This window comes from Collinsella aerofaciens, from assembly GCF_015552075.1.
Lineage (GTDB): Bacteria > Actinomycetota > Coriobacteriia > Coriobacteriales > Coriobacteriaceae > Collinsella > Collinsella aerofaciens_Y.
The window spans coordinates 1-21,705 of sequence record NZ_JADNDZ010000057.1 but is presented as its reverse complement, the minus strand read 5'-3'; the positions used below and the strand labels follow the sequence as shown (position 1 = coordinate 21,705).

20 protein-coding genes and 1 riboswitch are annotated in these 21,705 nt (G+C 59.5%); of the genes, 10 read left to right on the top strand and 10 right to left on the bottom strand.

The genetic code is table 11. The features are described 5' to 3' along the window. Nucleotides 1-28: 28 nt before the first annotated feature. Nucleotides 29-1,162 carry a ribonuclease D gene (gene rnd / locus I2D41_RS04180; protein WP_006234315.1) on the bottom strand — a complete coding sequence of 378 codons (1,134 nt, stop codon included), beginning with the start codon at nt 1,160-1,162 and terminating at the stop codon, nt 29-31. A gap of 98 nt (nt 1,163-1,260) precedes the next feature. Between rnd and I2D41_RS04175 the strand changes: the two genes are divergently transcribed. From I2D41_RS04175 to I2D41_RS04155, 5 genes are all read left to right on the top strand, one after another. Beyond that, a complete protein-coding gene (locus I2D41_RS04175; protein WP_117800358.1) occupies nt 1,261-2,178 on the top strand; it encodes a diacylglycerol/lipid kinase family protein in 918 nt (305 codons plus the stop codon). Nucleotides 2,179-2,575: 397 nt separating this feature from the next. After that, nucleotides 2,576-4,504: a C69 family dipeptidase gene (locus I2D41_RS04170; protein WP_195363648.1), complete on the top strand. Its 1,929-nt coding sequence runs from the start codon at nt 2,576-2,578 to the stop codon at nt 4,502-4,504. Between the two features lie 400 nt (nt 4,505-4,904). Beyond that, nucleotides 4,905-5,474 (top strand): hypothetical protein, encoded by a 570-nt coding sequence (locus tag I2D41_RS04165; RefSeq protein ID WP_195363647.1) that lies wholly within the window; start codon nt 4,905-4,907, stop codon nt 5,472-5,474. Between the two features lie 213 nt (nt 5,475-5,687). After that, entirely contained in the window at nt 5,688-7,439 is a 1,752-nt protein-coding gene (locus I2D41_RS04160; RefSeq protein ID WP_195363646.1) for an ABC transporter ATP-binding protein, read from the top strand. Beyond that, nucleotides 7,432-8,178 carry an energy-coupling factor transporter transmembrane component T family protein gene (locus tag I2D41_RS04155; RefSeq protein WP_195232084.1) on the top strand — a complete coding sequence of 249 codons (747 nt, stop codon included), beginning with the start codon at nt 7,432-7,434 and terminating at the stop codon, nt 8,176-8,178. The genes I2D41_RS04160 and I2D41_RS04155 overlap by 8 nt, the downstream gene beginning before the upstream one ends. Nucleotides 8,179-8,303: 125 nt before the next feature. Here I2D41_RS04155 and I2D41_RS04150 read toward each other — a convergent pair whose 3' ends face one another. Further along, a complete protein-coding gene (locus tag I2D41_RS04150; RefSeq protein WP_040358337.1) occupies nt 8,304-9,050 on the bottom strand; it encodes an aspartate/glutamate racemase family protein in 747 nt (248 codons plus the stop codon). A gap of 84 nt (nt 9,051-9,134) precedes the next feature. Beyond that, on the bottom strand, nt 9,135-10,391 hold the full coding sequence (locus I2D41_RS04145) for a carboxylate--amine ligase (protein ID WP_195363645.1): 1,257 nt from the start codon (nt 10,389-10,391) through the stop codon (nt 9,135-9,137). Nucleotides 10,392-10,625: 234 nt separating this feature from the next. Here I2D41_RS04145 and I2D41_RS04140 point away from each other — a divergent pair, with 234 nt between their 5' ends. Both I2D41_RS04140 and I2D41_RS04135 read left to right on the top strand, forming a co-directional pair. Next, nucleotides 10,626-11,258 (top strand): MOSC domain-containing protein, encoded by a 633-nt coding sequence (locus tag I2D41_RS04140; protein ID WP_195363644.1) that lies wholly within the window; start codon nt 10,626-10,628, stop codon nt 11,256-11,258. Between the two features lie 234 nt (nt 11,259-11,492). Further along, a complete protein-coding gene (locus I2D41_RS04135; protein WP_195363643.1) occupies nt 11,493-12,626 on the top strand; it encodes a coiled-coil domain-containing protein in 1,134 nt (377 codons plus the stop codon). Between the two features lie 37 nt (nt 12,627-12,663). Here the strand turns inward: I2D41_RS04135 and I2D41_RS04130 are convergent, their stop codons facing one another. The 7 genes from I2D41_RS04130 to I2D41_RS04100 form a co-directional block, all read right to left on the bottom strand. Next, a complete protein-coding gene (locus tag I2D41_RS04130) occupies nt 12,664-14,037 on the bottom strand; it encodes a serine/threonine protein kinase (protein WP_195363642.1) in 1,374 nt (457 codons plus the stop codon). A 98-nt stretch (nt 14,038-14,135) separates the two neighbouring features. Further along, nucleotides 14,136-14,558: a hypothetical protein gene (locus I2D41_RS04125; protein ID WP_006234330.1), complete on the bottom strand. Its 423-nt coding sequence runs from the start codon at nt 14,556-14,558 to the stop codon at nt 14,136-14,138. Between the two features lie 32 nt (nt 14,559-14,590). Beyond that, a complete protein-coding gene (locus I2D41_RS04120; RefSeq protein WP_006234331.1) occupies nt 14,591-15,034 on the bottom strand; it encodes an FxLYD domain-containing protein in 444 nt (147 codons plus the stop codon). A 164-nt stretch (nt 15,035-15,198) separates the two neighbouring features. Next, on the bottom strand, nt 15,199-15,468 hold the full coding sequence (locus I2D41_RS04115; protein ID WP_195363641.1) for a hypothetical protein: 270 nt from the start codon (nt 15,466-15,468) through the stop codon (nt 15,199-15,201). Between the two features lie 83 nt (nt 15,469-15,551). After that, nucleotides 15,552-15,893, bottom strand: a complete 342-nt coding sequence (locus I2D41_RS04110) for a HigA family addiction module antitoxin (RefSeq protein WP_022094130.1) — start codon at nt 15,891-15,893, stop codon at nt 15,552-15,554. Beyond that, nucleotides 15,865-16,146 carry a type II toxin-antitoxin system RelE/ParE family toxin gene (locus I2D41_RS04105; protein ID WP_195363640.1) on the bottom strand — a complete coding sequence of 94 codons (282 nt, stop codon included), beginning with the start codon at nt 16,144-16,146 and terminating at the stop codon, nt 15,865-15,867. Before I2D41_RS04105 ends, I2D41_RS04110 begins: the two co-directional genes overlap by 29 nt. Nucleotides 16,147-16,248: 102 nt before the next feature. Next, complete coding sequence (locus I2D41_RS04100; RefSeq protein ID WP_229042115.1) at nt 16,249-17,436, bottom strand: N-acetyldiaminopimelate deacetylase; 1,188 nt, start codon at nt 17,434-17,436, stop codon at nt 16,249-16,251. A gap of 144 nt (nt 17,437-17,580) precedes the next feature. Further along, nucleotides 17,581-17,749, top strand: a riboswitch (Lysine riboswitch). 65 nt (nt 17,750-17,814) lie between these two features. Here I2D41_RS04100 and dapA point away from each other — a divergent pair. From dapA to dapD, 3 genes are read left to right on the top strand one after another with little or no spacing between them, the layout of a single operon-like run. Beyond that, nucleotides 17,815-20,124 carry a 4-hydroxy-tetrahydrodipicolinate synthase gene (gene dapA / locus I2D41_RS04095; RefSeq protein ID WP_195363638.1) on the top strand — a complete coding sequence of 770 codons (2,310 nt, stop codon included), beginning with the start codon at nt 17,815-17,817 and terminating at the stop codon, nt 20,122-20,124. Beyond that, complete coding sequence (gene dapB / locus I2D41_RS04090; RefSeq protein ID WP_022094134.1) at nt 20,117-20,857, top strand: 4-hydroxy-tetrahydrodipicolinate reductase; 741 nt, start codon at nt 20,117-20,119, stop codon at nt 20,855-20,857. Before dapA ends, dapB begins: the two co-directional genes overlap by 8 nt. Before the next feature lie 39 nt (nt 20,858-20,896). Then, on the top strand, nt 20,897-21,616 hold the full coding sequence (dapD, locus tag I2D41_RS04085; protein ID WP_271741649.1) for a 2,3,4,5-tetrahydropyridine-2,6-dicarboxylate N-acetyltransferase: 720 nt from the start codon (nt 20,897-20,899) through the stop codon (nt 21,614-21,616). Nucleotides 21,617-21,705: the final 89 nt, after the last annotated feature.

The following is a 21,705-nucleotide window of genomic DNA, read 5'->3' as shown; positions in this document are numbered from 1 at the left end:
TTCTACCCACTCAAGCGGCTAGGCTTCCTTACAGCAATTCAATTTTGCCATCTTTGACCGTCAACCCCATGTTGCCCGAGAGCAGATCGTCCAGGCGCGAGCCCACAAGCTCAAAGCGCCAGCCTTCGCGCAAGGGGCTCTGCTCGGGATGCTCAATGTAGTCGGCCAGGTCATCGCGCGAGGCAATGACCGAGGTCGCCACTCCCGAGCGTTCGGCAACCAGGCGGATGAGCGCGTACATGAGATCCGTCACGCTCTCCAACTCCGGAGAGATCTGGCGATGCCCGCGCACCATGAGCGGCAGGCGATCGTGCGGGCAGCTTGCGCCGCGCTTGATGGCCATGAGCGCACCGTCCACGTCGCGCTCCCCCAACTGATCGGTACCGCGAATGCTGCGGAACTCCTCAACGCGCACGGGATTGCGTTTAACGAGCGCAAGCAGCGTGTCGTCGGACATGACCCATTTGCGCGGGATGTTGCGGCGCTCGGCGCGGTCCTCACGCCAGGCGGCGAGCTCGCGCGCGATACCCAGCTGGTGACGACTGCACGAGTTGATGCGTTTGACCTTGCGGAACGCCTCGTGGCGATCGGCGCGATAGTGCGACTCGTCAGCCAGCGGGCGCAGCTCGTCGAGCACCCAGTCCACGCGGCCCAGCTCGCGCAGGCGGCTCATCATCTCGGTATAGGCGACGATCAGATACTTGACGTCATCGATCGCGTACTCAATCTGCTTATCGGTCAGCGGGCGACGCGACCAGTCGGTCAGTGACTCGGTCTTGGGCAATGAGACGCCGCAAAACGTCTGCACGAGCGCGCCGTAGGAAATCTGCTGACGCTCGCCCAAAAAGGCGGCGGCCACCTGCGTGTCAAAAATCGGACGCGGCAGCACGCCTACGGTATGGAGCATGACCTCCATATCCTGCGAGCAGGCGTGGAAGACCTTGGTCACGCTCTCGTCGGCCATAAGCTCGGCCAGCGGCGATAGGTCGTCGATTACCAGGGGATCGACCGCTACACTCTCGGCAGGGGTGGCAATCTGAACCAAACACAGACGCGGATGGAACGTGCGCTCGCGCAAAAACTCGGTATCGACGGCAATCGCGTCGAACTCACGGGCGCGCTGGCAAAAGTCGAGTAGAGCCTGATGTGTGGAAATGTACATATCAACCCATCGAATAAGGTTAGGCCCGAAAAACACGGGTAGGATATCGGCATTGCCTTACAACTATACTCGGTTAGTCACAGAACGGGAACGTAAGTATGCGCTGCCTTATCATCCACAACCCGGCATCGGGCCCCAGCTCAGATGAAATCTACGCATTCACGCACGCCCTTGCACAGGGCGGCGACGAAGTCGTGATGCGCTTTATCGGCGATGGCATGGAGCCCGAGGACGCCGTGGCAGACGTTCGCGAGTTCGACCGCGTGGTCGTCTCGGGCGGCGACGGCACCGTCTCCAACGTGCTCGACCAGATGCGCGGCTGCGGCGTCCCCACGCTCGTTTTCCCCTCCGGCACGGCCTGCCTGTTCTTTAACAACATCGGCAATGCCCCCGAGGCAGCGGCGCTTGCCAAGGCATGTCGCGCCGGCCGCACGGTCAAAGTAGACATGGGCGAGCTCTTTTGGCTCGACGAGAACGGCAACGAAAAGCGCCATGGCTTTATCATCATCGCCGGTTCGGGCTTTGACGCCGAGATCATGATGAAGGCCGCCCCCACCAAAAACGACATCGGCGAGATCGCCTACTTCCTCTCCGCTCTCGCCACGCCCAACCCCACGGTGGCGCACTTTACCATTGAGCATGATGGCATTGTTGAGGAGCTCGACGGCATCTGCTGCATGGCGGGCAACACGTCTGTCATCCAAAACGACATCAACCTGTTCCCCAACTGCCGTATGAACGACGGCATGGTCGACATCGTCGTTATTGAGCCCGTGCGCACGGTGCAGTTGCTCCCCACGGTAATCACCGCCGCGCTCGACCCCGCCGGCAAGGTACTCGGCCGCCCGCAGTTTAAGATCATCCAGACCAAAGAAGCCAAGATTACCTGCACGCCATCGCTCGGCATGCAGTTTGATGGCGAGATCATCTCCAGCAACTCCGGCGTCTTTGGCGCCCGCGCGCTACCGCAATGCCTTGATATCATCGTCGACGAATTCTCGCCGCTCGGAAAATAGGAGGACCCCCGTGAACGACAACCCCATCCTTGGCTTTATCGTCATCGTTTTGGCCATGCTCGTCGGCTATGCCATTAACGTGATTCACCGTCGAAAGAAGTAGCCATTACTCTTAGACGGCCCGTGCAGCCCGGACCCCTCGCCGGCATGAAACCACATGCCGGCGAGGGGTCCGCTTTTTTCTTGACGCTTTATTTAGCTACATTTTTCGCTGGCGTTATACAAATTGATTTCCCACTAAATGAGTTCAATTTACCGTTAATCGCATATTTCGCTACGCTTATCGAGTAAATAACTTTCATGAATGTATATTGTTTCGAATTCGTTACGCTAAGGGGGTGTAATTATTGGGTGAAGCCCTCTGGAGACAGAGGGCTTTCGCACGCTGGGAGGGAATATGAGTAAAACTCATCCCGTCAACGCGCTCAAGAAGCTTGGCATAGGCCTTGCATTTGGAGCTGCAACCATCATGTCCATGCCGACATCTGCGCTCGCCTGCACGCAGATGTACATGGGCAACAAGCTGACGGCCGACGGTGACACGTACTATGGCCGCGCCGAGGACTTCGATAAGCGCTACCTCAAGCACTTTGGCATTGAGCCTTCTCACGGCCCGGGGCATACGTACGGCTCGGACGAGTCCGCATTCATGTATACCTCGACCAAGACCACGTATCGCTACACCTATGTACGCGACCATCCCTCCCAGTGGCACGGGCGCTATGATGCCTACTCTGAGGCAGGCATCAATGAGAAGGGCGTGTCCTGCTCCGCAACGCTGACCACCGGCATGAATGCTGATGCTGAGGCAGCAGACCCCCTGATCAAAACCGGTATTGGCGAGTACAGCTACGGCAGCGTTATCTTAGGTGAAAGCGCCAATGCACGTGAGGGCGTCGAGCTCCTCGGCAAGATCATCGACGAGCAGGGCGCCTGCGGCAACGATCAGATTATCATCGCCGACAGCAACGAGACTTGGCTGTTTGCCGCACTTTCCGGCCACCAGTGGATCGCCATGAGGCTCACTGACGATATCGCCTCGCTCAACCCCAACATCGGCAACCTCAACTACAAGGTTGACCTCACCGACACCGCGAACTGTCTCCACTCTGCGACCATCGAGTCCATGCCTAAGGAGAATGGCTTCGCCAAGTACTTCGATGACGGTCAATTTGACGTTGCCCAGACCTACGGCGAGGCAATTAGCGAAAAGGCCATGCATTATTGGGCCCGTTATGTCCAGGGTCGCGCCTACTTCGGTGTGCCGCTCACCGAGGGCACCGACTACGAGATCGTCAAGGACGAGCGCGAAGATGCTCGTGCCACGACCGGCGCCCTGGTTAGCAAGGCGCAGCCGCTGTTCTTCCAGCCCGGCAAGTCCGACTGGAACACCTTTGAGATGATCCGCGCGTTTGGCAACCGCGGCGAGAAGGTCCCGGGCCTCAACGCCAACACCGACGGCGCCTACGCCATTGGTACCGAGACCAACACCGAGGTCAATCTCTTCCAGATCCGTCAGGGCATGGACCCCGAGATCGCGACCATCCAGTGGGAGATGCTCTCCCGCGCCGCCTACTCCGTCGCCATCCCCTACTACTCCGCACTGCTCACCGAGGTTAGCCCGTACTACAGCGACCAGACCGTCTCCTTCGATCACTGCGAAGAGGAGGACATCGTGAACAACGAGGAGCCCGAGAACTCCATCAACTATGTCCTCATGGACATCAGCTCCCTGTGCTTCGAGCACCGTGAGCAGCTCGGCACCGGCGTTCGCGCCTACCTCGACGCTCTCCAGAACGAGCTCATCGAGCAGAACCTCGAGGTCGACAAGGCCATGCTCGCCGAGACCACCACTGAGGGCCGCACCGCCCTGGCCAACAAGGCCGGCAACGCTGCCACCAAGAACACCTATGTCAAGTGCAAGGCCCTGCTTCAGGAGATGCGCGCTTATCTGAAGGCTGAGGACTTCAGCAAGCCCTTCACCCCGAGCGACCTGAACACCGAGACCAACGGCCTCAAGGTGTCCATCACTTACGCCAAGGATGCTCTTGCCACCGATCCGGTCACCCCGGATCAGCCCGGCACCCCCGAGCAGCCCGGCACCCCCGAGCAGCCCGCTAAGCCCGAGCAGCCCACCACCAAGCCCGAGAAGCCTGGCAAGTCGGACACCACGACCACAGTAACCACCAACAAAACGAACACCAAGGGCGGCCTGCCCACCACCGGTGATCGTTTTGATGGCCGCGTGGTGGCTGCATTCGCCATCGCTGGCGTTGCCGTCATCTCCGCGGGCGGTTACTTCCTCTACCGTCGCAATAAGGAGTAACGTCTTAGCTGAGCGGGCGAGGCAGCAATGTCAGCCTCGCCCGCTCAGCCCGCTCTTTTGACCGGCGGGAAACCCGCCCGAAATCTTTTTAAAAAAGATTTCCCCGCACACACTTCGCTGTGCTATAGTGCAGCGAAACAGCAACTAGGTGCGACCGCGCCACGGCATCACGAAAGGAGCCACCAACATGAAGAACACGATGAACTCTCTCAACAACTGGTGGTGGCGTGATGCGAATACGATCGGTCGACAGTGAGTCCCTCACGCCTGTTTTTGAGCTCTAGGTGATTGGAAGGCCTCCGGTTTCGACCGGGGGCCTTTTTCTATCTCGAGCCCGATCGCATTCGCATCACGCGCCTCCGCTTTTCTCTTGCACTCCCATTCCGAAAGGATTTTCACCATGTCTCAGAACACCGCCGCCCAGCCCCGCACCGTCCAGACCGCCGACCGCGGCAAACTCGATGTCCGCGCCCTCGTCCTGCTCGCCATCCTGCTCGCCGCCGGCTTCATCCTCAACTTCACCGTCGGCAAGGCAATCTCGGGCATCTCGGGCGGCATGATCAGCCCCGAGTTCATCATCTCGGCCTTCTGCCTCACCATCCTGGTTGTTCGCCCCAACATCGGTCAGGCGCTCGTCATTGGCCTCATCTCGGCTGCCGTGATCCAGATCACCACCACTTCGCCGTTCGTCGATTTTGCCGCCGAGGGCATCGCCGCCATGCTCATGGCCGGCATCGTCAACGCCACCGGCAAGGACGGTCAGGTCAAGCCCGCCATCGCCATTGTCGCAACCTTCCTGACCACCTTTGTCTCCGGCGTCATCTTCATGGTCATCAAGATGGCCATGCTCGGCGTGGTAGGCGAGCTCGCCGCCGCCATGTTGCCCGTCGTCGCCATGACCGCCGTCTTTAACGCCATTCTGGTCGGCGCCCTCTACCTGCCCATCCAGAAGGCCCTTAGGCTCAACTAACCCGCTCGGCTTTACGAGCCACCCCATCTTGGCGTTCATTCGTCGCTCGCGTACCCAAGTACGCTTCGCTCCTCTTTCGCGCCAACCTGGGCCCCCTCGTAAAGCCGTCTCCGTGCTTCACCACCAAAGACCGTCCCAAACAACGAACTTTTTTGGGACGGTCTTAAACAACTGGTCATTTAAGACTGTCCCCAATGACTATGAAAGGTATCCATGGAAACGATCATCAACGTCGACGATGTCTCGTTCTCCTATGGCACGCAGACCGAGCAGGCGCTCAGCCACATCTCGCTCAGCGTGAACAAGGGAGATTTCATCGGCATCATCGGGCCCTCGGGCGCCGGCAAGTCCACGCTTGCCGCCTGCCTGTCGGGTGCCGTGCCCCACCACTACACCGGCACGTTCTTTGGGTCCGTCATGGTCGACGGCCACGACACCTGCGAAGTCTCGCTCACCGACGTCTCGCAAATCGTCGGCAGTGTGCTGCAGGATATCGACACGCAGATGGTCGCTTCGGTCGTCGAGGACGAGATGCTCTTTGGCCTCGAGAACTTTGGCGTTCCCCACGACCAGATCGAGCAGCGCGTGAGCGAAACGCTCGAGACCGTCGGCATCAGCGACCTGCGCGACCGCGAGATCGCCACTCTCTCGGGCGGACAGAAGCAAAAAGTGGCCATCGCCGCCATCCTCGCCATGCGTCCGCGCGTCTTGGTTCTCGACGAGCCCACCGCGGCACTCGACCCCGCCAGCTCCACGCTGGTTTTCGAGACCCTGCGTGAGGCCAACCGTGCACTCGGCATCACCATCGTCGTCGTTGAGCAAAAGGTCGCCCTGCTTTCGGAGTACTGCAACCGCGTGCTCGTGCTCAATCATGGCGAAATCGCGCTGCAGGGCGAGCCACACGAGGTCTTCGCGCATACCGACGAGCTCCGTGCCATCGGCGTCGACTGCCCTCGCGTCACGCGTATCTTCAATAGCCTCGAAACCGATGGCCTGGTAAGCGGCACCCCCTGCTTGGATGTCGATGAGGCCGAGCGCCTGATTTCGGGCATCGTCGACCCCGCACACGCGGCTATCGAAGCCCAGGCGCCCGCCGGTTCCCCGCATGCACCGTCGTTGCGTCCTCATGCCAAGGACGCCGAACCCGTACTCACCTTCGACCATGTTGAGTTTGCCTATCCCAATGGCGGAGCCGCCGTACACGACCTTAGCCTGACGCTCTATCCTGGCGAGCTCGTGGGCATCGTCGGCCAAAACGGCGCCGGCAAGACCACGCTCACCAAACTGCTCACAGGCCTGCTTAAGCCCGCCTCGGGCAGCGTGCGCGTCACGGGACTGGATACCGCAGCCGTTCCCACGAGCCGCATCGCTCGCGAGGTCGCGACCCTCTTCCAAAACCCCGACCGCCAGATCTGCAAGGACACCGTGCTCGACGAGGTCGCCTTTGGCTTGGAGCTTGGCGGCATGGACCGTGCCGAGGCTCTGCGTCGTGCCCAACTCGTCATCGACCGCTTCGGCTTGCCGGCCGACGAGGCGCCCTTCTCGCTCTCGCGCGGTCAGCGACAAATGGTGGCGCTTGCCTCCGTCGTAGTGGTTGAGCCCAAGATCGTCGTGCTCGACGAGCCCACGAGCGGCCTTGATTACCGCGAGTGCATGACCGTCATGGAAACGGTGCGCACCATGGCCGAGCGCGGTTGCGCCGTTATCATGGTTTGCCACGATATGGAAGTCGTCTCGGATTTTGCCGAGCGCATTGTGGTAATGGCCGACGGTCGCATCCTCGACCGCGGCCGCACGCACGAGCTATTCTCGAACATCGATCTCATGCGGCGTGCCTACGTGGAGCCTCCCCAGGTTATTGAACTCTCGCGCCGTCTGGCATCTTCCGTCTCGCCCGCTTTTGCGCAGGTGAGCGAGGTCACCGATGTCGTTCGAATTACCAAGGAGATGGTCCACCGTGGTTAACGTCATCGACTACATGCCGGGCGATACGCTACTGCATCGCCTGAACCCCGTCGTCAAACTGGGCCTCGCCGCCGCCATCATCGTCGGCATCTTCTTGTCCGACACCTACGTGGCGCTGTTGGGCTTTTTGGCACTCACCCTTGCGCTGGGTGCCTATGCCGGTGTCATCGACCGTCTGCTCTCGCTGCTCAAGTTGCTGATTCCGCTCGCGCTTATCATGCTGGTGCTCCAGCTGGCCTTTATGCGCGATGGCAACGTGGTGTGGAACTTTATCACCGACACGGGTCTCATCACAGGATCGAAGGCCTGCCTGCGCCTGCTGGGCGTGGCGTTACCACTCATCCTCATGCTCATGGTGACCAAGCTCAACGACCTTGCCAACGCCTGCGTCGAGGTGCTGCACGTGCCGTATCGCTATGCCTTCACCTTTACCACGGCGCTGCGCTTTGTGCCGGTGTTTGGTCAGGAGATGAACGCCATCATGGAGGCGCAGACCGCACGCGGCGTCGAGTACGACACCAAGAACCCCATCAAGAAGCTTAAGCTCATGCTGCCACTGTGTGTGCCACTGCTCATCTCGAGCGTGGGCAAGACCGATGCCACAGCCTTGGCGGCAGAACAGCGCGGCTTCTATCTGCGTACGCGCGCCAGCTCGTACAAGCGCTACCCCATCAAGGGCCTGGACATCGCCGTACTCATCGTCAGCATCGCCCTCATCGCCATCGGCTTCCTGTTCTAGTTCACCACCGACAGCAACCGCCCAACGCAAAAGGCCTCGGCTCGCACCAAACGAGCCGAGGCCTTTACTGTTTCACCAGATAAAACCTACCAAAATTAACCTGTCCCTTTTTGACAGGTCGGAAGCTAGAGGCGGTAGGGAGCGCCGCTGCGGATGATGGATTCGCGCACCAGGACATCCATGGCGTCGAGGGTGATCTCGGGCATCTCTCGGTACTTTTGCAGCACCGAGAGCTCGGTGCAGGCCAGAATGACGCGGTCGCAGCCGCTACGGGCAAACTCCCACATCACACGGTCGAACTTATCCATATCGGGCTCACGCCCGGCCTTCACATCATCGTAGATAAGCGACATCACATCGTTCTGACGTTTCTCGCTGGGATAGACAACCTCAACACCCGCAGCCTTACATTCGCGGCCGTAGACGCCCGCGCCCACGGTGCCATCGGTTCCCATAATGCCAATCTTGTGCACCGGCTCGGCCGGCATACTCAGGTTGGGATCGAACTCGCACTCCCCCATCACCGCACCGGCCAGAGCATAGCGCACCGACTCACGCGGCATGTGGATAATCGGCACCTTCGTAAACGACTGGATCTGGTCGTAGAAGTAGTGCGACGTGTTGCAGGGAATGGCAATGTGCGCACAGCCCAGCGACTCGAGTGCCTGGGCGCACTCTTTCATGGTCGCCAGCAGCTTGGCATGCTCGCCGGTCTTAATGGCCAACGTGCGGTCGGGCATGGTCGACTTGGAGAGCACCACCATGTCGATATGTTCCTGATCGCAGGCAGCAGCCGTATGACGCACCACCTGGTCGTAGTAATACGACGTGGCCTCGGCGCCCATGCCGCCGATAACTCCCAGCTTTTCCATCGCCGCCTCCTTGGTAACGCTTGCGCAATTGCGCGTATCATACCCGCGCCCGCCCGATGCAAACCGGACGGGCGCCGCACTCATCTACTTGTAATACGTCTTGAACAGCTTAAAGTGGCGCAGCTTGGTGTGCCACATGCGCAGCCAGCGGTTAAAGACAAAGTCGCCCTTCATAAACGAAGGGTCGGCGCCCTTACCTTCCTTGTCCAGGCGATGCACCTTAGCGCGCAGCTCGGGATCCTTGACGTACTTGTCGACGACGCCCATGGGGACGACCATCCACAGGGCCTCGTCCTGCGCCGTCACAAACTCCGGCTCAAACGGGCGGTTGAACACATACTCGTCCACCACATACTTGGCAACGTTAAAGCCACTGTTAGTGACGTAGTAGTTGCTGCGGCCCTGGCGCGTGTTGAAATCGAAGAACTTAAACGAGCCGTCGCGCTCGTCGTACTTAACGTCAAAGTTGGAATAGCCCACAAAGTGAAGGTCCTCGAGCAACTTGCGCACGCCGCCCATGAGTTCGTCGTTAGGCTCGGTAATGATACAGGCATGGTTGCCGACACCGTGGGGCTGATGCTCCTCGAGCAGCACATGGCCCAGGCACATCATGCGGACCTTACCGTTGCGGTCGGAATAGCTGGTGAGCACGCGCATGTACTCGTCGTTGCCGGGCACGCGATCCTGCAAGATCAGATCGTCGGTGTAGCCGCTGGCATACGAATCGCGAATGACCTGTTCCAGCTCGGCGCGGTCGGCAATCTCATAGGCCTTCTTCTGGCCCTCGAACTCATGCTGCCACCACATGATGCCGTCAGAAGGCTTCAGAATCATCGGGTAAGGAAAATCGATCTGGTCGAGCACTTCGGCAGGCGCCTCACCCTGAGCATTGAGCATCGCCTTGGTAAAGGTAAACGTGTGTGGATAGGGCACGCCATGCTTCTCGCACAGCTCGTAGAAGATCTCCTTCTTCTGGCACTGCTCGAGCATGCTGTAGGGCGCGTAGGGAGCGACGATGTTATCCGCCAGCTCATGAGCATCCTTGGCTTGAGCCACGAGAGCGGCATAGTTGTCGCCGCAGCCCACAAGGACAATAGTCTTGTCGGCATGCGCTTGGGCAATGCCGTTGACGGTTTTGAGCATCACGGGCATGGTGTCGATATCCACGTTGGGCGTGTAGTCGATAATCTGGCTGCGGTACGCGGGACCCGTCTGATACTTGCCAAAGACCAGACTCTTGACCTGGTACTCCTCGTAGAAGGCGCGCGCCACCGAATAGGCGTTGATGTCGCCACCAAGCAGCACGGGAATGAACTCGCGCTCTGTAAATTGCAATGCCATGGAAACTTCCTATCATGAACTGCCCACACAACGGGCGGTCTTTGCGCAACTGATTTATTTTAGCGTGCCAAGCCGCCGGCGCCCAAAGCTCCACCGTATCTATGGCAATCGACGTAATCGTCCAGCACGAAGGCCAGCACGAAGACGGCGCTCACCGTTGTATGACAACGGGCAATGAACCTACCATTGTTGTAGGATTCAGTGTATTGACATCCTCGAGCGAAAGGCGCGCACGTGCCCCAAGACCATCCGACCGATAATCCCATCCTCAATGCCGCGAGGCGCGAGCTGGCGAAACGTGCGAAAGCGACCGCTCCCCTGTGCACGGCAAACGACGCCTACAACGGACCCGCCCACATCGTCTCGATCAACACGTTGGTACACAAGGGCACTCGCAAGTCGCCCGTCGCCGATGGACGCGACACCGTTATAGAGCAATTTGGCCTCGCCACCGATGCGCACGCCGGACATTGGCACCGTCAGGTTTCCTTTTTAGCCGCGGAGTCCATCCAGACGGCGCAGGCACGCGGGCTCGACGTACACGAGGGTGACTTTGGGGAGAACTTCACAACCCGGGGCATCAACCTGCTCTCGCTCCCTTTGGGCACACAGCTCAAGCTTGGAAGCGACGTGCTCGTCGAAATCAGCCAAATCGGCAAGGTCTGCCACACCCGTTGCGCCATCTACTATCTCGCCGGCGACTGCATCTTTCCCCACGAGGGCGTTTTCGGCGTGGTACTAAAGGGCGGAGAGGTCAACGCCGGTGACGAAATCCAGGTAGTCAAGCTCGGCGACGGCACCTGTTCGTTCACCCCCGCCGAGGCCCTCGAAGAGATTGAGCAGGCTCGCCAGAAGGGCACGCTGTAGTTATAAAACCCCACGTTGAGATGGCTTTTACAGCCCAAAACTCCTCTCAAACAGAGCTCTGTAACGTTAAAGTTGAACTCTATGGTTTCTCAACAATTCATCATAACTGCAGGTCAAAGCCAAAGCCTCAAGTTCAACTTGACCCTTTGGAACCTTTAAGGTTCAAGTTGAGGTCGAAAGCAGTAGTAGAATACCGTTCGAACCATAACCTACGATTGATTGCAGAGGGACTGGATGCAGCATTCGAATCATCGCACCGCAGCGTTCATTGCGTCGAAGCCGGCTCGTATCATCACGAGCGCCGTGCTCGCCGTTGCGCTGACGGCCACGCCGATGCTCTCCCCCGTTGCGGCGTATGCCGCCTCGCAGGCAACGCAGGACCAGCTTTCCGCAGCCCAGCAGAAGATCGAAGCCGCCACGAGCGCCTACAACGACGCCCGCACCAAACTCGATGACCTGCAAAAGCAGATTGACTCCAATGAGGCAAGCATCGAGGAAATCGAGGCCAAGCTTCCCGAGCAGCAGGCCAAGGCAAGCTCCGCCATGCGCGATCTGTACAAGTATCAGAAGGGCACCAATCCCATCGTGAGCTTCCTGGTCAACGCGCAGAGCCTGGGTGAGTTCATCACGACCTGCAAATACACCAACCAGATCACGAGCTCGAGCGTCGACGAGATCGAAGAGCTCAATAACATGCAAACCGAACTCGAGCAGAACAAGGCCGAGCTCCAGCAAGCCAAGTCTCAGCTTGAGGCAGAGCAGAAAAACGCCGAGGATGCGCTGGCGCAGGCCCAGCAGCTCCGCAGCGAGGCACAGGCAAAAGCAGAGCAGGAAAATGCCGCCGAGCTTGCCAAGCTTGAGGCCGATAAGGCCGCTGCCGCCGAGAAGCTCTCGGGCGAGGGCGTAAGCGGCAGCAATTCCAGCAGCCAGGCCACCAACACCAACACCACCATCGACACCACGGTGAACAACGCCAATACCGGTAGCTCCGATTACGATTCGTTCATTAATGAGTGGACGAGCCGCATCGACAATTATCTCGCCGGCTCCCCCATGGCAGGCCAGGGCTACAACTTTGCCGTCGCCGCTTGGAATACCGGTGTCGACCCCCGTTGGTCCCCCGCCATCGCCTGCATCGAGAGCACAAAGGGTGCTTATTGCGCCAATTCTTATAACGCCTGGGGCTGGAGTGCACGTGGCGGCGGTTGGCGCAGCTTTGGCAGCTGGAGCGAGGGCATCTCTGCTCACGTTGCCTATCTGGGCGCCAACTACGGCTCCACCCTTACCCCGGCTGCGGCCAAAAAGTACTGCCCGCCCACGTGGCAGGACTGGTACAACAAAGTCGCCGCTCAGATGAACCGCATCTAAGTGCAACTGCAAAGGGCCCCAACGGGGCCCTTTTCTTTTAGGTAGCGGAGGTATCGACGACGCCGGTCGCATTGGCAACCGCGACTATGACGATCATGCATAGGAGCAGCACACCCAATGCCTTGAGCCAGAGTTTCGCGAGTTTCTTGCCGCGATAGCTGTCGAGCAGTGCGAATCGCCGACGAAGACGGCGCTTATCGAGCAGCGCAAAATGCATAAGCACCATAAGGCCATCGACAAAGAAATAATACTCGATTATGAGAAACCACGTCGGGTAGCTTTGGTTTGCTCCGGTGGGGTGAAAGACGGCAAAGTGACTTCCGACAAAGAACACAAGCAGCGAGAAGCAGACGAGCGTATTCCAAATGCGCCCCAGAGACTCCGGAACGCGAGAGAGCAGACCACATGCAGCGGAGGCGGCGGGCCTAGGAAGCCCTGCGGGGTTTCGGGGCCCTTGGGGCGTCAACACCGTCTCCGAGGCCGGAGTACGGACAGGCGCAGGAGGCCGCACGGGGCGACTCAGATCGTATGCCGCGCGCGTCGCCCGTCCCAACGCTTCCGCACTCGCAAAACGCTTGACCGGGTCGAGCGCCATCGACATGCAGACGACATCAGCAAGTGGAGTGGGAATGCCGCGCGCCTCGCATTGCTCGCGCATGTCGAGCCCTGGTTTAGGGTCGACTCCCGTCAAGCAGAAGAACAACAGGGCGCCAAGCGCGTAGACGTCGCTGCGCACACTCGTCTGCCCAAACCCATACTGCTCGGGCGGCGCATAGGGTCGCGTCCCAAACTTGACGGTATCGGCATCGGCGCCGTCGCGCCATACGCGAGCGATCCCCAAGTCGATAATCACCAGCGATGAAAATGTCAGGCCGTCATCAGGCGTATAGTTGGCACCTGTCACGATGATATTCGACGGCTTGAGGTCACGATGGATCACCGGCGCCGACGTCTCCCCCGCTATTGCAAAACCGGCGTGGAGCTCGCCCACGGCATCGCATAGGGCAGGATACAATTCACGCGCATAATCGGGGGTGGCTCCCAGACGGTCCACCAGCGCCCCGAGCGTCTCCCCTTCGATGTATTCCATAACCACGTTGAGCTCGTCGCCCACACGACGACAATCGACGATTCTGGGCAGGTGCTCAAAACGCCTGCCTGCCCGCTGAGCGGCAAACAGACGCTCGTATGCCCCGCCGATTTGAGCCGAAGCATCGATGCGTTTACGGACAAAGGGGCCGAGCGAACCACCGCCGGTTCCTTCAAAGTACACGAGCTCGGTTGCTTCAACGGACGAGCGCTTAAGTACACGCTCCACGCGATAGCTGTCGTCGCGATCGAGCGACGCCAGGTGCTCGGCAAGCGCTGCGGTCAGCTCGTCATCGGAATATGTTGGGCTCTGAGTATCCATAGCCTCCATCATAGCGCAGGGCGCAGACACCCCATGGCATCCGCGCCCCGTTCGTTTGCATCGTTGTTCGACAGCTCTACCGGCTCAGATATCAGCCGCTAACTCACCGTCTCCTCGCCAAAGCGATACAGTTCCTCGTTGACCTTTTGGAGACTGCACCCGCGATCGATGCAAAAGATGATAATCGCATCGCGGCGGTCCTTGCAGTTAAGGACGCTTACCCCGGCAGCCGTCAGCGCACGGTTGGTCTCTTTGAGCGTCAGCGCCATCGCAAAGGCAATCTGCAGCACCTTATTGCGACTCGGATGACGCGCACCGGTAAAGATCTGATAGCCAAAGGTCTCATTGAGATCAGCCATACGGACCACGCGCGAGCGCTCCAAGCCCTTTTCCTGCAGTAGCTGCTTCAGGTAGTCCGAAAGCGACGGGGCGGCAAAGTCGTGCTCCCTGATATAGCCATCGATGTTCGGCGCATCGAGAAGCTCATTGAGCAACTCCTCGGTCAGCTTTTTATCGGACATACGACTTCACCTCCCCCAGTGCATGCAACATGCTAGAAACCGCTTACGTCCGAACGCTCCCAGCTAGCAACCTGGTCGGGAGACACCGTACCCAGCGCCTCGAACTTCCAGGAGCCGCCCGCCTTCAGATGATTGGTGTTTGCAAGAGCCGTTCCAACCTGGTTGCCATCGGCATCATACAGAACATATTCAATCTGAATGTAGCTCTTTTCCTTGTCCGTGTTATTGGTCAGGGTGCCCGTGATCTTATAGGTAAACTGATTGGAAGTGTCTTCAGCCTCGTCAGCAATGGTATACGGTTCTTGCGGTTCTTTTTGCTCCTCAGCCTGCCGTGTCGTCTCGGCAGGTTTTGCCGAATCGCTCGCAGACGAATCGGTTGAGTTGCCGCCCATAGAGCCCACGGCACCGACAATAACCAGCACCACGATGATGCCTAGGACAATCTTGCCGATTGGCTTCTTTCCCTCTTTTGCCATTATTCATCCTTCCTACGATCCGGCTACCGTGCCGGTACACAGCACATCGTAGGAAGGATTGAACTTGAATTCATTAGCTGAGAGCTAAGGCTGCGGTAAACGACCAATGCAGTTATCCAAACGCCGAGCAAACGCACTGCGCGCGACCGTCTGCTGGCAGTGCATCAACCCACCGTGACGGATTCCCCGGTAAAGGCACTGATCATCAACAGGACAAAGAAAACAAGGTAGCTGGCACTCAGCAGGTACGCAATGATCAGAAAGACGACCCAGCCGACATTGGTTTTACCGTCGACACGGCGTTGCTCGCGATTGCGGCAGAGCCAAATCGTCACGCCGATGGCAGTGATAAACAGCACGAGCGCCGCCGCGGCAAGCCCGGCAAGCGCAAACATCACGCCAATGCTCACGGCAATAACCGGAAGCAGCAGCAAACCGCACCCGCATCCACCCGGACTATATACGGCAGACTGTCGGCGTCGCCTCATCGCCGCGCCACCCCCATCATCTTTGAGCACTACAGTGCGATAGCCTGCTGAACAGGAACGATCTTGTCGAGTTCCGGTTCGATCCGCCTTTTCTCGGCCTCAAGGTCAAACGCCACCTGAGCGCGCAGCCAATAACCATCCGTCAGGCCAAAATAACGGCAAAGACGGAGGTCGGTGTCGGCCGTCACGCGACGTTTTCCCAAGACAATCTGCCCGATACGCTGAGCCGGAATCCCGGTCTCTTTCGCAAGGCGATATTGAGAAATGCCCATGGGAACAAGAAACTCCTCTTTGAGAAGCTCACCAGGAGTCACTGGCGACAGCAAATCGGACGAGGTCTCATCACTTGTGATAATCGACGATTTCGACATTCCAAGCCATCTCCTGTCTCCACTCAAAACAGACCCGATAGCGCTCGTTAACACGGAAGCTATATTGACCGGCACGATCGCCCTTCAAAGCTTCCAGGCGATTGCCCGGCGGAACGCGAAGATCATCAAGCGAAGCACAAACCTGCAGTTGGCGAATCTTCCTCAACGCAACACGCTCAAAGGGCACGAACCTCCTGACCCGCACACCCATGGCAAAGCGTTCGGTATCCTCATCTTCATACGATGCAATCATCGTATCGCCTTACGTTAGTAACGTCAAACGTTTCTATAGACTTACATCTCTATTATATCGTACGTTTGTTCGTGTTTTCTAGAACAAATAGTCCTTCACACCTTAGTCAAGCAAAAGCAATCGTTTGTAGACATCGAGGCCCTTGAGTAGAATTTCCTCGTCAAAGAGCATGCTATCGGTATGCAGAGCGCTTGTGGCATAGGCGGGGCAGCCATCCGAATCACTCGGGTTGTCTTGGTCCTCTGGCATACCCGTGCCCAGCAGGAAAAACACGCCCGGCAGATGGCGCTGATAGAACGCGAAATCCTCGGCGATTAGCAGCGGCTCGTCCACGAGCTGCAATTCGGGCAGAGCGGGCGCGATTCGGGCAAACAACTCAGGGTCGTTATCGACCGGTGGATAGCCCTCGGCAAAGTCAAGATCATACGTGCAGCCCGTTGCGGTGCACGCCTCGTCGAGCACACGGCGTACGCCTTCGCGCGCACGGTCGAACATGTCGTCCGTAAACACACGTAGGCTGCCGGCAACATGGGCCTCCCCCGCCACCGCGTTGCAGACGGCACCGGCCTGCAGCAGACCAAACTTACCGATACAGGGCTCGTCGGTGCCCAGCTCGTCCATCAGCTCGCGCTCGGCAACCAAAAACTTCGCTGCCGCCAACGCGGCATCGTGCGACTCCCCAACCGGCACACCATAGGTCTTAGCGATGTGGATGCTCGTACCGTGAATATGGATATGCGTCTCGCTCGAACGCGCCAGCAGCGGACCGGAACAACTCGCCAACGTGCCGGCAGGCAGATCGGGCCACACATGGAAGCCAAAAATGCGGTCGGCCCCATAGCGCTCGAACACACCACTCTCGCATACCGTCTTGGCACCACCGGTCGTTTCCTCGGCCGGCTGGAACACAAAGAGAACGTTGCGCCTAATGGCGCCCGGCTGTTCGCGAATCGTACGGTCGACATACGTCGCGGCGGCAAGCGCCATGGCCATATGTCCGTCATGTCCGCAAGCGTGCATCTTGCCGGGATGGGTCGAGGCAAAGGCCGCTCCCGTCGCCTCCGCGATGGGCAGCGCATCCATATCGGCGCGAATCGCCGTGGCATGCGCGGCATCAACGCCGGCGTCGAAGAAAGCACAGACGCAGTTGGGGCACGGATGGGTCACTTCGCAGGTGAGCGGTGCCAACACGCCCTCGATATAGGCAATGGTTTGCGGAAGATCGAAATCGAGCTCCGGAATGCGATGGAGATCGCGGCGATAGCGACGGAGTTCTTGGAGCTCGGTCATAGAGGATCCCTTCGTGAGGCACATCTGTTGCAACTTATTGTGATACAGGATTGTGGCGCACATGTTTCCAGCATATCCCTGCATTTTTTAAACGTTATATACGAATACTCTTGTTTGGTAAAGTGCAACGTGATAGGGTCTTTACCACTTGATAGAGGCGCGGGCACGAAGAGCCGCGGGCGAGCCGGCAGGCTTTGACCCCGTGGGGAGGCGAAACCCGCCGAACTGGGTTTTACGGGCACGAACAACCTGGTGGGCCTGTGGGAAACACCCACAGGACTGTCTGCAGCAATGCGGGAGCGCTATCCGGACATTGGGTCCACGTTATGCGGATTCGATGCGCAGATGGCGCCGTCTGGATAGCGAGGTTTACGGGACATGGCATTGACCCCCAACGAGGCATATGCGGCCAAGCAGCCGTTTGTGGACAAAGAGACACTCGAGCATATCGTCGAGCAGTTCCCCACGCCGTTTCATCTATACGACGAGGCGGGCATCCGCCGCAACATGCAAGAAGTGCGCGACGCCTTTGCATGGAACCCGGGCTTTAAGGAATACTTTGCCGTCAAGGCCAACCCCAACCCGGCGCTCATCTCCATTCTCAACGAATACGGCTGCGGCTGCGATTGCTCGAGCTATACCGAGCTCATGATCGCCCGTTCGCTGGGTATCACGGGACACGACATCATGTTCTCGTCCAACGACACGCCGGCTGCCGACTTTGAGCTCGCCGACAAGCTGGGTGCCATCGTCAACTTTGACGACATCAGCCACATCGAGTTCTTTGAGCGCGTTGCGGGGCCCATCCCCAAGACGGTCAGCTGCCGCTTTAATCCAGGCGGCCTGTTCCAGCTCTCCAACGGCATCATGGACAACCCGGGCGACTCCAAATATGGCATGACCACCGAGCAGCTCTTCGAGGCCTTCCGCATGCTCAAGGCCAAGGGCGCCGAGGACTTTGGCATCCACGCATTCCTTGCCAGCAACACTGTCACCAACGACTACTACCCCAAGCTCGCGCGCATCCTCTTTGAGCTTGCCGTACGCCTGGAGCGCGAGACCGGCGCACACGTCGCCTTCATCAATCTGTCCGGCGGCGTCGGCATCCCCTACCTGCCCGAGCAGCAGGCCAACGACATTCGCGCCATCGGCGAGGGAGTACACGCGGCATACGACGAGATCCTGGTTCCCGCCGGCATGGGCGATGTGGCCATCTGCACCGAGATGGGCCGCTTTATGTTGGGCCCCTACGGCTGCCTGGTCACCAAGGCCATCCACGAGAAGCAGATCTACAAGGACTATATCGGTGTCGATGCAAGCGCCGTCGATTTGATTCGCCCTGCCATGTATGGCGCCTACCACCACATTACGGTGATGGGTCAGCCGGGCGGCGCCGACAAGGCCACAGCGCCCGTCACGAACACCTATGACATCACGGGCAACCTATGCGAGAACAACGACAAGTTCGCTATCGATCGCAAGCTGCCGCATATCGACATGGGTGACCTGCTTGTAATCCACGATACCGGTGCGCATGGCTACTCCATGGGCTACAACTACAACGGACGTCTGCGCTCCGCCGAGGTCCTGCTGCGCCCCGATGGCGCGGCCGACCTCATCCGCCGCGCCGAGCGCCCGGGCGATTACTTTGCCACGCTCGACGTGCTGCCGTGCGGCCGCGAGCTGCTGGCCAAATCGCGCGCCGAAAGCGCCCGCCGTCGCGCTCAGGACGAGCGCCTAGTAGTCGCCGCCCAATGGAACAAACGCGTCCAGATCGCGGAAGCGAAGGAGAAGAACATGGATATCCGCAATCTCGAGGGCTCAATCGTCGCCCTTGTCACGCCGTTTAAAAAGGACGGCAGTGTCGACTTTGACGCGCTTGAGCACCTTATCGATTTCCACCTGCAAAATGGCACTGACGCCATCCTCACCCTGGGCACCACCGGTGAGAGTGCCACGATGACCGATGACGAGGACAACTCCGTCGTCGCCGCTGTGGTCAAGCATGTTGCAGGACGCGTCCCCGTTATTGCCGGCTCGGGCTCCAACTCCACACAGACCATGCTCACCAAGTCGCTCACCTATCAGGGCCTGGGCGCCGACGGTCTGCTGCTCATCACCCCCTACTACAACAAGTCCAATGAAGAGGGTATCTATCAGCATTTTAAGACCGTCGCCGACGCCGTGGACATCCCCTGCATCCTGTACAACATCCCCGGCCGCTGTGGCTGCGGCATCAGCGAGCGCAACGTAGAACGCCTGGCCGCGCACCCCAACATCATGGGTATTAAGGAGGCCTCGGGCAACGTCGCCTACGCGGCCAAGATCGCCCACCTGCTGTCAGACGACTTCCGCATGTACTCGGGCGAGGACGCGCTTACCGTACCGCTCATGAGCCTGGGCGCCTCGGGCACCATCAGCGTGTGGGCCGATGTTCAGCCGCAGCTCGTGCACGACATGTGCCGCGCCTATCTGGACGGTGACGTGGAGCGCGCCCGCGATATCCAGATTGCCGGCCAGCCGCTCATCAATGCCCTCTTTAGCGAGGTCAACCCCATCCCCGTCAAGGAAGCGCTCGCCCAGATGGGCATGATCGAGGCAAACTACCGTATGCCGCTGTGCCCCATGGCAGACGACACGCGAGCCGCACTTACCGATGCTCTGAAGGGAGCTGGTCTGCTTGATTAAGACCGTCATTATGGGAACGGGCCGCATGGGCTCGCTCATCCGCACCACCGCCGAGGGCACCGTTGATGCCGCCGGTCAGCCCGTTTTTGATATCGTCGCCCAGATCGGTTTTGATCTGTCCGAGCTCGAGAGCGCCCCGGCGGCCGACGTTATCATCGACTTCTCGAACGTCGTGACCTTCGATGCCGTCGTCGCCTATGTCGAGCGCACGGGCGCCGCGTTGGTCTCGGGCACCACGGGCTATACGCCCGAGCAGATGGACCGCCTGCGTGAGCTGGGCCAGAACACCCGCGTTATGCACTCGGGCAATTACTCCATCGGTATCGCAGCCCTGCGCCATCTGGTAGCGCAGGCTACACGCGAGCTGCCCGGCTTTGACTGCGAAATCGTCGAGACGCACCACAACCAAAAGGTCGACGCCCCGAGCGGCACTGCCAAGCTACTGCTCGACGCCGTCGTCGAAGCTGAACCCGAGGCAGGCTACCACCCCGTCTATGGCCGCGAGGGCATGTGCGGCGCGCGCGATCCCAAGGAGATCGGCATGCACTCGCTGCGCGGCGGCACCGTCGCCGGCGTGCACGAGGTGGGTTTCTTTGGCCAGGACGAGGAGGTCACGCTCACCCACCGCGCCACGAGCCGTCAGATCTTTGTCAACGGCGCCCTGGCAGCCGCGCAGAAGCTCGTCACCCGCGACCCCGGCTTCTACACCTTCGACCAGGTCATGTTTGCCTAACCAGGTATCAACCGTATTCACGAAAAGGAGAAACAGCATATGAGTAACGCAGCCGAGATGGATGCCCAGGAGATTATCAACTACATCGCCACCGCGCCCAAAAAGACACCTGTCAAGCTGTACGTGCGCGAGAAGCCCGGCATGAAGGTTGCCTGGGGCGACGCACATGTCTACGGCGGCCGTCGCGGCAAGACCGTCTTTGGCGACTGGGATGAGCTCAAGGCCATCCTCGATGCCAATGCCGACTCCATCGACTACTACGATGTCGAGAATGACTGCCGCAACTCCGCCGTGCCCATGCTCGACCTTAAGGGCATCAACGCTCGCATCGAGCCGGGCGCGATCATCCGCGACCGCGTCGAGATCGGCGATCGCGCCGTCATCATGATGGGCGCCATCATCAACATCGGCTCCGTCATTGGTGAGGGTTCCATGATCGATATGGGCGCCGTGCTGGGCGGCCGCGCCACCGTGGGCAAGAACTGCCACATCGGCGCCGGCACCGTGCTGGCAGGCGTCGTGGAGCCCGCCAGCGCCACGCCCGTCATCATCGAGGACGACGTTATGATTGGCGCCAACGCCGTGGTCCTGGAGGGCGTGCGCGTGGGCAGGGGCGCTGTTGTTGCCGCCGGCGCCGTGTGCGTCGAGGACGTCCCCGCCGGTGCCGTCGTGGCCGGTGTCCCCGCCCGCGTCATCAAGATGCGCGACGAGAAGACCGACAGCAAGACCGGCCTGGAAGAGGGCCTGCGCCAGCTGTAGAAGTTACGCGGTTTTACCAAACCGCGTAACGGCTCGACGCTGCAAACGCCCCTAAGCGGCAATCTGACGTTCAATCGTCGGGCATGACC